Genomic DNA, 13,158 nt, shown 5'->3' on the forward strand with positions numbered 1-13,158 from the left:
GAATTTCAATCCGTCCCTGGGAAGCAAAAAAAGAGACGAAGGGTTCCCCTCATCTCTTCCCGTTACTTTTGGCATTATCCGCGAACCAGATCCTCAACGAACTTAGGCAGCGCAAACGCCGCTTTATGAAGCCGCGGGGAGTAATATTTCGTATCGATCTCCGGAATGCTCGCCTCGTCCACTTGCAGCGGATCGTAGGTTTTGCTTCCCATCGTAAACGTCCACAGCCCGCTCGGATACGTTGGAATGTTCGCCCCGTATACGCGCACGATCGGGAATATTTCACTTACGTCGCGGTGTACGGTGCGGATCAGGTCCGCCTTGAACCAAGGATTGTCCGTCTGGGCGACGAAGATGCCGTCTTCCTTCAGCGCTTCGTAGATGCCTTGATAAAAGCCGCGGGAGAACAATTCGACCGCCGGACCTACCGGTTCCGTCGAGTCTACCATAATAACGTCGTACGTATTTTTATGATCATGGATGTGCATATAGCCGTCGTTGACGATGACCTGCACCCGGGGGTTGTCCAGTTCGCCTGCGATTTCGGGCAAATACTTTTTGGAATACTCGATGACTTTACCGTCGATTTCGACCAATACCGCTTTCTCCACCTGCGGGTGCTTCAGCACCTCGCGAATGACGCCGCCGTCTCCGCCACCGACTACGAGCACATGCTTCGGGTTCGGGTGAGTGTACAGCGCGGGATGCGCCACCATCTCATGGTACACGAACTCGTCGCGCACAGTCGTCATGACCATACCGTCCAGCACAAGCATTCGGCCCCACTCTACCGTATCGATCATCGCCAAGTCTTGGAAATCGGTCTTTTCCGTGACCAGCGTTTCTTTAATTTTAGCCGTTATGCCGAATTGCTCGGTCTGCTTCTCCGTGTACCACAATTCCATTGGGGCATCCCTCTTTCCAGTTAATAAAGTTGATTATACTTGACCGCGGCCAAAAATGAAATCGCACCAGTCTGTATTATAGTAAATCGGCGCAAAAATGCAACTATGTAGGTTGAATGAAATGGACTTCTTCCAAGTAAATTCAGGAAGGCCGATCATTTCTTTCTTCTAATGATGAATAGCTGGGCTCAACTTTTTCCATACTAGTAAGACTATCGGTTTCCAAAGTAAACCAGCACCGATTAATTCATCAGGCAGCAATGAGGAAAGAGGGATCGCCATGGAGGAAAGCGTCAGCCGCAAACAAAGCCGCGCCGCCCGCGTAGAGCCGAAACCGGGCCGCCGCCCGCGAAAGGGACGTTTCCGCAAAGCGGTGACGTTTCTGTTCAGCTGCGCTCTGATCGGACTGGCGTGCCTCGTTGTACTTGCGCTTTATCTGCGTTCCCAAGCCCTTCCCGTAGGCACGTTCGCCTTGTCTTCCCAAATGTACGACATGCACGGCAACCTGATCAGTTCGTTCCAGTCCGGCAAAAATCGGGAATTCGTGCCGCTTTCGGGCATACCGAAACATTTAATAGATGCAACGCTGGCAATAGAAGATAAACGGTTTTACGATCATATCGGACTCGACGTCAGGGGAATCGCGCGGGCGGTCGTTGTCAACTTTCAGCATATGGACCGCGTGCAAGGGGCCAGCACGCTGACGCAGCAGCTCGCCCGCAACCTGTATTTAACCCAGGACCGGACCTGGTCGCGGAAAATAAAAGAAGCGATGTATGCGGTGCAGCTTGAGATGCAGCTGAGCAAAGATCAGATTATGGAGATGTATCTGAACGACGCCACCTACTACGGCAATTCCGCCTATGGTGTCCAGGCCGCCGCCAAGCTGTTTTTCGGCAAAAATGTAGGGGAGCTGACGCTTGCGGAAAGCACGATGATCGCAGGGGTGCCCAAAGGTCCCCGCTACTACTCGCCTTTCTTCGACCGGGATAAAGCCAAGGAGCGGCAGGAACTGATCTTGACGGAGATGGCCAGCCAAGGCTTCATTACGTCCAAGGAAGCGGAGGAAGCCAAGCGGGAGGAACTCGTCTACCAGCCGTCCGGAAAAAAAGCGGCAGTCGTCCAGGCGCCTTACTTCCGCGATTATGTGCGCAGGGTAGCGATCGACCGGCTCGGGATCGACGAACGGGAATTCGACGAAGGCGGCATCCGCATCTATACGACGCTGGATCTCGATATGCAGAAAACGGCGGAGGAAGCAGTGACCAGGGCGTTGCCCGATGAAGATGAACTGCAGGCGGCTCTAGTGGCAGTCGACCCTCGTACCGGTTACGTCCGGGCCATGGTCGGCGGGAAGCTGTACGGAGACAATCAGTTCAACCGTGCCGTCTCTACAAGCCGCCAGCCGGGGTCGGCCTTCAAGCCTTTCGTTTATTTAACCGCGCTTCAGCAAAAAACGGTCACGGCCGTCAGCCAGTTCAAAAGCGAGCCGACCGTATTCGAATACGATAACGGGCGCCAAACGTATACGCCGAACAATTTCAACAATAAATACCCGAACGGCCTGATCGATTTGCGGGAAGCGATCGCCAAGTCGGACAACATCTACGCGGTCCATACGATTCAGCAGGTGGGAGCGGACAAAGTCATCGAGACCGCCCGCAAGCTCGGGATTACAAGCAGGCTGGAGGCGCTTCCTTCGCTCGCGCTCGGAACGTTTCCGGTAAGCCCGCTGGAGATGGCGTCCGCCTTTGCGGTTCTCGCCAATCAGGGCGTGCGGGTCGAACCGACGGTGATCACGCGAATCGAATCGGCCACAGGAAAGCTTCTATATGAGTCGAAGCCAAAAAAAGAAAAAGTGGTTGGGCCCGAATACGCCTATGTGCTGACGAATCTAATGAAGAGCGTATTCGACCCCGGAGCTACGGCGAGCCGGGTCGCCGAACAGATCAAGCGCCCTGTTGCCGGCAAAACCGGGACGACGAACACCGACGCCTGGATGGTCGGCTTTACACCGGAGCTCGCCACCGCCGTCTGGGTCGGCTACGACCGCGATCGCACGATCAGCGCCGTGGAGTCCTACAAGGCGGCGCCAATCTTCGCCGACTTTACCGAGCACGCGCTCGAGGCGGTGCCGCCGAAGCTGTTCCCGATGCCAGACAATGTTACGAGCGTCTACATCGATCCGGCTTCCGGGAAGCTGGCTACCGACAAATGCCCGAATCCCCGGATCGAAGTATTCGTCAAAGGGACGGAACCGACCGAATACTGCTCCGATCAAGGAACGGCCGTGCCGAGCGACGGCGGCAAGGATACGCCAAAGAAAACGGGCAGATCGTGGTGGGACGACCTGAAGCGCTGGTGGAACGACTGAATGATACAGGAGGGAGTGACAGGAGCGTCCCGGCTTCCGGATGGGAAAGTTGCCGGCCGCAGTTGCAGCCGCGCCGGCAGCGGCGAAGCGGGATTTCCTCGGTGCATCGCCCTCTTTCCCGCTCCGCATCCGCCGGACACCAATACAAAAAGGCAGACGAAAATCGTCTGCCTTTTTGCTGTCCTAGTATATTGTGCAAATATACTCCAATTAGTTTAACCGAGAAGCCCAAATCTCACAACGGCTGACACACAATCGACACAAATCTTTTTGGGCCGCCCGGAATCAGGCAAGCCCTTGCTTGAGCGCTTCTCCCGAACGTTCCCACCACTCGGCGTTATGCTCGGCTAATACGCGCTTCAGCGCCGCCTTCTCGCCATCGCTCAACCCGTCGAGAATGATGCGCTGCTTCAGGGCGTAATCCATTTTATTTACGTGATCGGCAAGAATCTTCCACCCTCTGCGCGCTTCGGTATCGACAAGCATCTCGCATGCCGTGACTCCGGCATAAAACGGTCCTTCCTCGCTGCGCCCCACGTATACCCATACGATCCAGCACTTGCGGCCATTCGGCGTGTCGTCCTTATTCATCGAAAATTTGATCCCGCGCTCCACTTTGCTTTTCGCATGAATGGCACCCAGGTCGATGTATGCATCTTCCCCATCAATAATGATGCTGGACAGATTGGACAGGTCGAGCGCGCCGGCGCCGAATCCTTTATGCTCTTTATTGCTCACCACGTTCAGCGCGAGCTTTTTCCCTTTTTCACCTGTTTCCATGGCTATCACCTTCCATATAAGACCCCTAAGTAAGACTTCTTATCGAAGCCCTCTACAATGCGGACCTTCAGATTATATCGCTAAAAATTCGTACCTTTCATTTATTTTAGCTAATAATCCGGCAAATGCAAACATATACATGCTGTAGATGCTTGTCAACGGGGTGAGAATCGTTTATGATCAACCGCCTGTCCAAACGCAACACCTTATGGCTGCTCCTGATCCTGCTGATCGCCGGGACGATTACGATCGCCCAGTTCGCGGAACGCCCCGAGTCCCCCGCATCGATGTCCGCCCTGAACGAACCGCCGGCACAAGCGCTGGAGCCGCCGGCCCCCGCCGTGAACGATACTCCGAAGCCGCTCAGCAAACGCATCGTGGAGTATCATATCTCGGTGCAGCTCGACACGGAGCAGAAGACGCTGGCCGGCGCCCAGTCGCTTACTTGGAAAAATCCGGGGTCGAAGCCGGTCAGCGAGCTGGTTTTCCATCTGTATCCGAACGCGTTTCAATCCAAAAAGTCGACGTTTCTGCGCGAATCGGGAGGCAAACTGCGGAACGATCAGATGAAGGAAGACAGCTTCGGCCACATGAGCCTTGAATCGATTCAAACGGAAGACGGCGTCGATCTGATGCGCTCGATGCAGTTCATCCAGCCGGACGACGGCAACAAGCAGGACCAAACGCTGATGAAAATCCGCCTGCCCCAGCCGGTCAATCCGGGCGCGGAGACGACGATCAAAATTCGTTTCTCGGTCAAGCTTCCTTACGTGTTCGCCCGCATGGGGTATGTCGGCGATTTCGTCATGGCCGGGCAATGGTTTCCGAAAGTCGCCGTCTACGAGCCGAAAGGTACGCGCGGACGCGAAGAGGAAGGCTGGAACACCCATCAGTACCACGGCAACTCCGAGTTTTACTCCGACTTCGGCATGTATAACGTCCGCATCCAGGTTCCTACCAATTATACGGTGGCGGCTACCGGGTTTCCGACCAAGCCCGCCTCGGACGACGGCACGAAGAAGACGTATCAGTTTTATGCGGACGACGTTCATGACTTCGCCTGGGCCGCTTCCCCGAACTTTATATATTACGAGGAACCGTTCTCGGCGCCCAACGTGCCCGGCGTCAAAATCAAGCTGTACCTCGATCCCGCGCACCAAGGGCTGAAAGACCGGTACATCTATGCGGCCAAGCGCTCGCTCGCCAAATACAGCGAATGGTTCGGCACATACCCCTACTCCACGCTGTCCATCGTGATTCCGCCTCCGGGAGGCAACGGTGCGGGCGGTATGGAATATCCGACGCTGGTCACCGGCTGGGAAGCGTCCGGAGATACGGACAGCTTCGAGCTGGAGCGGGTGATCGTCCATGAGATCGGCCATCAGTATTGGTACGGCATGGTGGCGAGTAACGAATTCGAGGAAGCGTGGCTCGATGAAGGCTTTACATCCTACGCAGAAGATCTCATCATGATGAGCGAGTACGGAGTGCAGCCGAACTTTGCCATCGAATCGAGTTATATGACCTCGCCGGAGCCGCTGAAGCTGGCTTCCTGGCAATACGGGGGACATAGCCGCTACGCCGAGAACGTTTATACGCGAGCCAAGCTCGTGCTTGCCGGAATCGAGAAGCAGATCGGCCAGAAGACGATGCTGCGGGTAATGAAAACGTATTTTGACCGCTGGAAGTTCAAACATCCGACGACAAGCGATTTCCAGGCCGTTCTCGAAAGCGTAACAAAAACGAGCTGGGCCGAATACTTCGATCAGTTCGTGTATGGTGGCGGCATGACCGATTATTCCATCGAGCATGTGCAGATGCGGCCGATGAAGCAGGACGGCAAAACCGTCTACGAAACCGCCGTCCTAATCAAAAAAAATGGCGGCCATTATATGGACGTGCCGGTCCGCTTCCATTTCACGGACGGGTCCGATGTGGAGAAAGTGTGGGACGGACGGGACCCTCAGGTGCTGTATACGATTACGAGCGAAGCCCCTCTCGAATGGGCGGCGATCGATCCGCAGATGACGATGATCCTCGAGCATAAGCGGATTAATAACTTCATGCAAGTGAATGTCGACGATACATGGAAAGCGCGCCTGACGATCGGAATCGCGAAATGGATCGAGATCTTGTTGAACGGGCTCGCCTGGTGAGGAGGTGACTGCCGCCTATGATGCGTTATATGAAGAACGGCTTTAAAGATACGTTGTCGCAATCCTTCCTCCTGCTCGTCTTGTGGCTTTATCATTTCACCTGGGGCTTCCTGCTGCTGATGCTGGTCAAATCGGTCGTCGTTCCGCTGATGCACCGGTACCCGGGCGAGCATCTGTCTGCCGCCGCTTCGCAGCTGTTCCTGGCCGAAAGTCAATTCCGGCTTATGAAAACCGACATCAGTCATCCGTACATCTGGCTGCTGGTCGGAGTTGCGGCGGCGCGGATGCTGTTGACACCGGTTCTGAACGCGGGCGTCTACTACTCTCTGGCGAATCCGCATCTGAATGCCGGCTACCGCTTTTTGCAGGGCATCAAGCGGCTCAGCGGTTCGTTCTTCCTCTACTACGTCTTGCAAATGGCGATAACGCTGGCTCCCGTATATTGGCTGTTCCCGGTGGTCAAGAAAGCGTTCGCCCAGCACGCCGATTACGCTTCCCTCTCGCTTGCGCTGCTGCCCTGGGCAGCGGGCTATGCCGCATTCGGGTTTCTGATCCGCCTTCTCTTCATGTTCGTCCAGTTCGGCCGGACGACGGAAAGCGGACTCGGATCGTCACTCGGCCTGTTCGTCCGCAAGCTGCCGGCCATCGTGCTGCTGGCCTGCCTGTTGCTCGCGCTGTCCGGGGCGTTTACGGCCGCCGCCTTATCGGCTTCCCTGATCTGGGCGGGGCTGACCGCCCTGATCGTACAGCAGCTGCTCCATATCACCGATATGGTGTTCAAGCTATGGACGATCGCTTCCCAGTACCGCATCTATGCCGACTGACGGAGTAAGGCTCCCGCATTTGCAAGCAAGGCGAGACTTCCACCGTTCCCCTTTTCTTCCGCAGAAAAGGGTTTTTTCTGTGCCGTTGGGATTCGAAATTTCGATTTTTCAAAAAAATGTTGCGCAAAAGGAGGAAATCGTTGCTAAAAGGCGAATTATAATTACCCGGAAACAAAAAAATCGAACCATGCCGAATTCCCGCTTGCCGGGAAACGGGGGAACCATTCCGGGTGAATTGATCTCGCAGGAAAGTGATCATAGGGCACCTTCGACCGAACCCTCAGCTAACCTCGTAGGCACCTGGAAGGAGTCCGCTTCACTTGAAAAAGGCACTTATTATGATCACCACCGTGGTCGCACTGTTCTTCACCTCCGTTGGCAGCGCTTTCGCTGAAACGACGCTTGAGAAAACCGTGAACGAGCTGATCGGTGTGAAGTACAGAACCGCAGGAACGACCACAAAAGGCTTCGACTGCTCGGGCTTCACGATGTACGTCTTCAATCAATTCGGCGTAGATCTGGCTCATCAATCGAAAGCCCAAGCCAAAGAGGGCACCTGGGTCGACAAGAACGATCTGATTCCCGGCGACCTCGTGTTCTTTAACACCGACGGCAAAGGCATTTCCCACGTCGGCATCTACCTCGGCAACGACGAATTTATTCATTCGGCTTCCAACGAAGGGGTAGTGAAGAACAAGCTTAGCGAGAAGTACTACAAAACCCGTTATGTAACCGCGCGCCGCATCGCTGGTGACGATCTGTACAACCAGTTCATGGCGGAAGTCAAGTAATACAGGCAGCGGAACGGACAAGCCCAAGCCCTGGAGGAGCGAACCATTCGCCCTGCAGGGCTTGATTTCGTTCATCCCCGCTTCTTCCGACAGGAAGCGGCAGGGCGGCGAATTCGCACGGTTTGGGCGATTAGCCGCCGACACCGGTTTTCACCGTTTTCCCGGATTCGACCACTTGTCGGAACGTGTACGGACTGTTTGGGTGAGCGGATGCCCCGGAACGGCGGCGGGGTTGCGCTCTTCTGGCAGGAAAACGGCTGAGTCTTTGCGAATGTTTGTATCACGGATAAGCTTTCTACACTGCTTTAGGGGGACGGCCCGATGATTCTGTTTGTCCATCGCAAAGACCTGCGGGTAACCGACATGCCCGCTTTCGCTTATATCGCCCGGACCGGGCTTCCTTCCCTGCACTTGTTTATCCTCGATCCGGCCATCCTGAACGCGGAACGGGCCCGTGCGCATAGCGGACTCCGCTTCCTCGGTCTGCTCGCCCGACTTCAGTCGTTATACCGGCATCACGGTCAGACGTTGAATCTCGTATGCGGAACGCCCGAGGAGATCGTGCCGCAGATCGCGCTTGTTCACGAAGCGACGGAGGTGGTCTTCCACCGGGACAACACTCCTTACGCTAGGCACCGGGATACGAGCATCCATGAAACGCTGCACCGGCTCGGCATCCCGCTGACGACGATATCCGATCAGCCTCTGGCCGATCCCGAGGAACTGCACCGCTACGCCGGGCGGCAATCGCCGTATAAAGTGTTCACCCCGTTCTACCGCAAATGGAGCGAATTCGTGCATACGTATTTCCAGCCGCCCGTGACGACCCGGCTGGCCGATTTGCGCACGCTCGTGTTGGACGAATCGATCCGGCAGCGGTATGCGCCCCCTTACTCGCTGGAGCGGTTCCGCGGAGACGTGCGCCTGGAGGCGCCCGAAGAGAGGCTGGAACGGTTCATCGCCGACAAGCTCCCGGATTATGCACAGCGGAGGGATTCGTATGCAGATGATGCGACAAGCGGGCTGAGCGGTTACATCAATTCGGGCTCGCTCTCGGTTCGAACCGTCTGCGGCAAGCTGCTCGGGGAGCCGGACTTCGAGCCATGGAGGCGGCAGCTCGCCTGGCGGGATTTTTACTTGTACCAGTCGGTATTCGACCCGCTTTTCTTCGAATATGAGCACTATTACGACTTGTCCGGGCTCGGTGACCGGCATTTCGAAGCCTGGAGAAAAGGGCGGACCGGCATTCCGATCGTCGATGCAGCGATGACGCAGCTGAACGAAACGGGCAGCATGCCGAACCGGCTAAGAATGGTCACGGCGATGTTCCTGACAAAAAACTTGCTTGCGCCGTTTACGCTCGGCGAGCAAACGTTCCGGATGATGCTGACCGATGCCGATAATGTGCTGAACCGGGGAGGCTGGCTCTGGTCCGCCTCGCTCGGTTATGACGCCGCGCCGTATTTCCGCATCATGAACCCGGTCACCCAGTCGGAGACGTGGGACCCTTCCGGCGAATATATCCGCAGATGGCTCCCCGGCCAGCGCGGCTTATCGGACCGGGACGTGCACCGCCCGCTGCCGCATGCCGTCGTCGACCTGAAAGCCTCCCGCGCCCGCGCGATCGAAGTATACAAGCGCCTCATCGCCGAGGCTCGCGCCCGTATCGGCGTTCCGGACGGACAACCCGGCTCCGGCGATTCCGCAGACGAGTAGCAGGAGAGCGACTCCTAACATGAGTTCATTCCTGCCTTTGGGCGGTCAGGCCCCTTCTTTCCAAGCACTAACCTAGCTCTGAGCGGCGTCGGCGGCCACCGGCACAGAGCCGAGCGGAACCTCGTCAGCCGGAAAGGTTTCCGCAGCTCACAAGCCCGGCCTGGCGATCGTCCCGCCGGCAATCGTCCGGGCGAATCGTTCCGCCGCAGGCGGCAGCGGGTCCCCTGCTCTCCGGTACAGCCCGATCGGATTATCGAGCCGGATGTGCGGGACTCTCACCCTCGCAATCTCCTTTCGCCCGATGCTGTCCCGCACCTCCAGAGCGGATGCGATCGCCGCACCGTAGCCGGCCGCCACCGCCTTGACCGTCTCTCCCGGTCCGCTGCACTGCAGCCCGATGCGGGGCGCGGGCACTCCGTGCACCCGGCACAGGGCGGAGAGCCATTCCCGGCCGGAGCTCCCTTCCTCCCGCACGACAAACGGCTCGGCGAGCACCCGACCGAGCTCCGCCTCACGGTCCGCGAGCGGATGATCCGCCGGCACGATAAACCACAGTTCGTCTTCCATGAGCGGCTCCCGCACGAGTCCTTCCGGCAGGTCGCGGCCGCCTCCCACGACGGCGAGATCCGCTTCGTACCGCAGCAGCCGTTGGAAAGCGGTGCGGGAATTCACCGTCGTTAGCACAATATCCACGTCGGGATGGTCCCGCTTGAACGGCGCAATCCATCCCGGCAGCAGCAGGTTAGCCGGCAGATACGTTGCCGCGATGCGGACGGAGCCGGTATTCCCGTCGCGAAGCCGCTGTGCTTCCCGCTCGATCTCGCGTTCCAGCGCAAATAACCGCGCCGCCTGCTCCGCCAGCCTCTCGCCCGGCTCCGTCAGAACGACTCCCCGGCCTTTGGCGCGGAACAGCGTAAGCCCCAGCTCCCGCTCCAGATTGCGCAGCTGTGCCGTTACGGCAGGCTGACTAATATGCAGACGCTCCGACGCCTTCGTCACCCCGCCGCTTTCGACCACCTCATGGAACAGACGAAAGGCATGCAAATTCACGTTTCTGTCTCCATTCATAGATTTAATTTATGAAAACGAATTATATATATATTGGTTTTATGTTTCAGATTCTTTTATTCTATAACTGCGGCGCTGCATAAACAAGAACAAAGGAGGAAAGAGGAACGGCCGGTGCGGCTTTTCCGGTCGTTTTTCGTCCCCGATGAAATTTATATGTTTCGAATGTGCCAGGGAGTATCCCGTTGCTCATCCCGTCATATACCGCTGTGAATGCGGGGGACTGCTGGATACGGTCCACGATTGGCGTCATACAGATGCCGAACAGCTTAGGCGCTTGTTCGATATGCGCCGGGCGGATCGTCACACGCCGCTCTCCGGGGGCGTATGGCGGTACAAGGAGCTCATCCACCCTTCGCTTCCCATCGAGCACATCGTCACCAAATACGAAGGCAACACCGGACTATACGAGCACGAGCTGCTCCGCCGTTATACCGGCGTACGCCGTCTGTGGCTGAAGGCGCAATCGGAAAACCCGAGCGGGTCGTTCAAAGACAACGGAATGACGGTAGCGGTTTCTCACGGACTCTGGCTTGGCTGGGAGCGGTTCGCCTGCACGTCCACCGGCAACACGTCCTCCTCGATGGCGATGTACGCTGCGCTGGCAGGCAAGGAAGCCGTCGTATTTCTTCCCGCAGCCGGCGTGTCCCTCAACAAATCGCTGCAAACCGAAGCGTACGGCGCCCGGCTGCTCCGGACGGAAGGCGGCTACGACGAAGGAATCCGGTTTCTGGAGCAGTACGCCGGGCAGCTCGGGCTGTATGTGTGCAATTCGATCAACCCGCTTCGCATCGAAGGGCAAAAAAGCATCGTATTCGAGCTCGCTCACGATCTTCGGTGGAAGCTGCCCGACTGGATCGTCCTGCCGGGGGGCGCACTCAGCAACGCATCGGCGCTCGGCAAAGGACTGGAGGAGCTGCACCGGATCGGCTTGATCGAGTCTCTGCCCCGCGTAGCGGTTATTCAGGCGCAAGGGGCGTCCCCGTTCCATGCGATGCTCCGCTCGGAACGCCGGCAGCTGCATCCGGTCCTCTCCCCCGATACGGTGGCCTCGGCGCTGAATATCGGAAATCCGCCGAATTGGCCGAAGGCGCTGCGGTATGCGATTGAACGGACCGGCGGCGTTACGGCCTCGGTCTCCGACGAGGACATCCTGGCGGCCAAATCGGTTATCGATCGCAGCGGAATCGGCTGCGAACCGGCATCCGCCGCAGCGGTCGCGGGTCTGCGGAAGCTAGTGGCGGACGGCACGATCGGCCCGGACGAGACCGCCGCCTGCATCCTGACCGGCCATCTGCTGAAAGATACGGAGGCAATCGTCAAAAGCTTGTCGGCCGGCATTCCTGCCGGGAGGTATCCGGCGGCAGCCGCTACGGCCATAAGGCTGGACGCAGAACATGTAGCAAGAGCGTTACAGGCCTGAAAACGCAGCGTCCCCCCGCTGCCCGGGAATCCGGGCGGCAGAGGGACGCCTTCTTCTATATGCTGTTCTACTATGCGGATTAGGACTTGATCATATCGTGATCGACGTACCGCTCTCCGTTGATTTTGCTAAGGATGTTAATCGCAACCTTGGCGCCGTCTCCGGACGTAATGATCGTATGTACGCTCACACCTGCGCACGTACCTGCCGCCCAGATGCCCGGGATGCTCGTCTTGCCGGCGCTGTCGGCTTTGATGATCGTCTTGATCCGCGGCTCGGTGCCGGGAACGGTTTCGAGTCCGATCGCTTCCGCCAGATCGGCGAAAAGTCCGGTCGCCAAAATCACGTACTTCGCTTCATAGGAGCTTTGCTCGGTTTGCAAAGTGAATCCGCCTTCTCCGCGCTCAATTCCGCTTACTTTCCCTTGGACGATTTCCGCGCCGAATTTGACGGCTTGCTTTTTGCCTACTTCAATCAAGTCCGGACCCGATATTTGATCCACACCGTAATGATTTTCTACCCATGCCCGTTTCGTAATGCTCTGGTCGCTGTCGATGACAAGCACCTTTTTCCCCGCTTTCGCCGCAAAAAGGGCCGCGCTGGCGCCGGCAGGTCCCGCTCCTACAATCGCGATATCGAACATAAACTCGTCCTCCTTTTAAACATTGAAATGTATTTCTACACATTAGTATACAAAGTAGCACGTATAAAGCAAATGGAGAAGCGGCGTTTCATTTCAGTTCCCTCTTTATAGTGTCTCCAACCCGCCTGCTATAACCGGAGCATGCTAAAATCCGGGTCGCTCAACCGGCACCGCACGAAGGTTACCCCCTCGCCCGGAACTACGCGCGAAACTCTCCTGAACGCCGGCAGCCACCCCATCGCAGGCGAACTGCCGTCTATCACCGTGTTGCTCCACCATTCGGGTTGACAGACCGCTTCCGGAGGAAGCGGGACACCAAGGATTCCCTCCATCTGATCAAACGTCAGCTTAACGGATGCGGTTGTCTGAACGTGCAAGTAGTTTTCCAATCGTTTGTACGGTCTCATCTCTCATCACCTGTATCCACTGTATCGCAACCATCTCAACAATCCCTGAACAACTGACGGCTGCGAGGCTG

Annotated in this window: 11 protein-coding genes and 1 riboswitch; of the genes, 6 read left to right on the forward strand and 5 right to left on the reverse strand. The window is 57.1% G+C overall.

The features are described from left to right. Window positions 1-74: 74 nt before the first annotated feature. Window positions 75-905, reverse strand: a complete 831-nt coding sequence (gene speE, locus IDH45_RS00100) for a polyamine aminopropyltransferase (protein ID WP_190923518.1) — start codon at window positions 903-905, stop codon at window positions 75-77. A gap of 280 nt (window positions 906-1,185) precedes the next feature. Between speE and IDH45_RS00105 the strand changes: the two genes are divergently transcribed. Then, window positions 1,186-3,279 carry a transglycosylase domain-containing protein gene (locus tag IDH45_RS00105; protein WP_190923520.1) on the forward strand — a complete coding sequence of 698 codons (2,094 nt, stop codon included), beginning with the start codon at window positions 1,186-1,188 and terminating at the stop codon, window positions 3,277-3,279. Between the two features lie 285 nt (window positions 3,280-3,564). On the opposite strand, the gene IDH45_RS00110 is transcribed toward IDH45_RS00105, so the two are convergent. Next, complete coding sequence (locus IDH45_RS00110; protein WP_190923522.1) at window positions 3,565-4,059, reverse strand: YwhD family protein; 495 nt, start codon at window positions 4,057-4,059, stop codon at window positions 3,565-3,567. A 176-nt stretch (window positions 4,060-4,235) separates the two neighbouring features. Here IDH45_RS00110 and IDH45_RS00115 point away from each other — a divergent pair, with 176 nt between their 5' ends. From IDH45_RS00115 to IDH45_RS00130, 4 genes are all read left to right on the forward strand, one after another. Next, window positions 4,236-6,215: a M1 family metallopeptidase gene (locus IDH45_RS00115; RefSeq protein ID WP_190923523.1), complete on the forward strand. Its 1,980-nt coding sequence runs from the start codon at window positions 4,236-4,238 to the stop codon at window positions 6,213-6,215. Between the two features lie 17 nt (window positions 6,216-6,232). Further along, on the forward strand, window positions 6,233-7,039 hold the full coding sequence (locus IDH45_RS00120; RefSeq protein WP_190923525.1) for a hypothetical protein: 807 nt from the start codon (window positions 6,233-6,235) through the stop codon (window positions 7,037-7,039). A 178-nt stretch (window positions 7,040-7,217) separates the two neighbouring features. After that, window positions 7,218-7,353, forward strand: a riboswitch (cyclic di-AMP (ydaO/yuaA leader). A gap of 6 nt (window positions 7,354-7,359) precedes the next feature. Continuing rightward, window positions 7,360-7,830 (forward strand): C40 family peptidase, encoded by a 471-nt coding sequence (locus IDH45_RS00125; RefSeq protein WP_223836262.1) that lies wholly within the window; start codon window positions 7,360-7,362, stop codon window positions 7,828-7,830. Window positions 7,831-8,151: 321 nt separating this feature from the next. Beyond that, window positions 8,152-9,546: a cryptochrome/photolyase family protein gene (locus IDH45_RS00130; RefSeq protein WP_190923527.1), complete on the forward strand. Its 1,395-nt coding sequence runs from the start codon at window positions 8,152-8,154 to the stop codon at window positions 9,544-9,546. 147 nt (window positions 9,547-9,693) lie between these two features. Here IDH45_RS00130 and IDH45_RS00135 read toward each other — a convergent pair whose 3' ends face one another. Then, entirely contained in the window at window positions 9,694-10,596 is a 903-nt protein-coding gene (locus tag IDH45_RS00135) for a LysR family transcriptional regulator (RefSeq protein ID WP_190923529.1), read from the reverse strand. A 304-nt stretch (window positions 10,597-10,900) separates the two neighbouring features. Here IDH45_RS00135 and thrC point away from each other — a divergent pair, with 304 nt between their 5' ends. Next, window positions 10,901-12,037 (forward strand): threonine synthase, encoded by a 1,137-nt coding sequence (thrC, locus tag IDH45_RS00140; protein ID WP_317891109.1) that lies wholly within the window; start codon window positions 10,901-10,903, stop codon window positions 12,035-12,037. 79 nt (window positions 12,038-12,116) lie between these two features. Here the strand turns inward: thrC and IDH45_RS00145 are convergent, their stop codons facing one another. After that, window positions 12,117-12,680 (reverse strand): FAD-dependent oxidoreductase, encoded by a 564-nt coding sequence (locus tag IDH45_RS00145; RefSeq protein WP_190923533.1) that lies wholly within the window; start codon window positions 12,678-12,680, stop codon window positions 12,117-12,119. Between the two features lie 128 nt (window positions 12,681-12,808). Continuing rightward, window positions 12,809-13,087 (reverse strand): DUF7662 domain-containing protein, encoded by a 279-nt coding sequence (locus tag IDH45_RS00150; RefSeq protein ID WP_190923535.1) that lies wholly within the window; start codon window positions 13,085-13,087, stop codon window positions 12,809-12,811. Window positions 13,088-13,158 lie beyond the last annotated feature (71 nt).

It is taken from the genome of Paenibacillus oceani (genome assembly GCF_014705615.1).
Taxonomy (GTDB): Bacteria; Bacillota; Bacilli; order Paenibacillales; family NBRC-103111; genus Paenibacillus_AB; species Paenibacillus_AB oceani.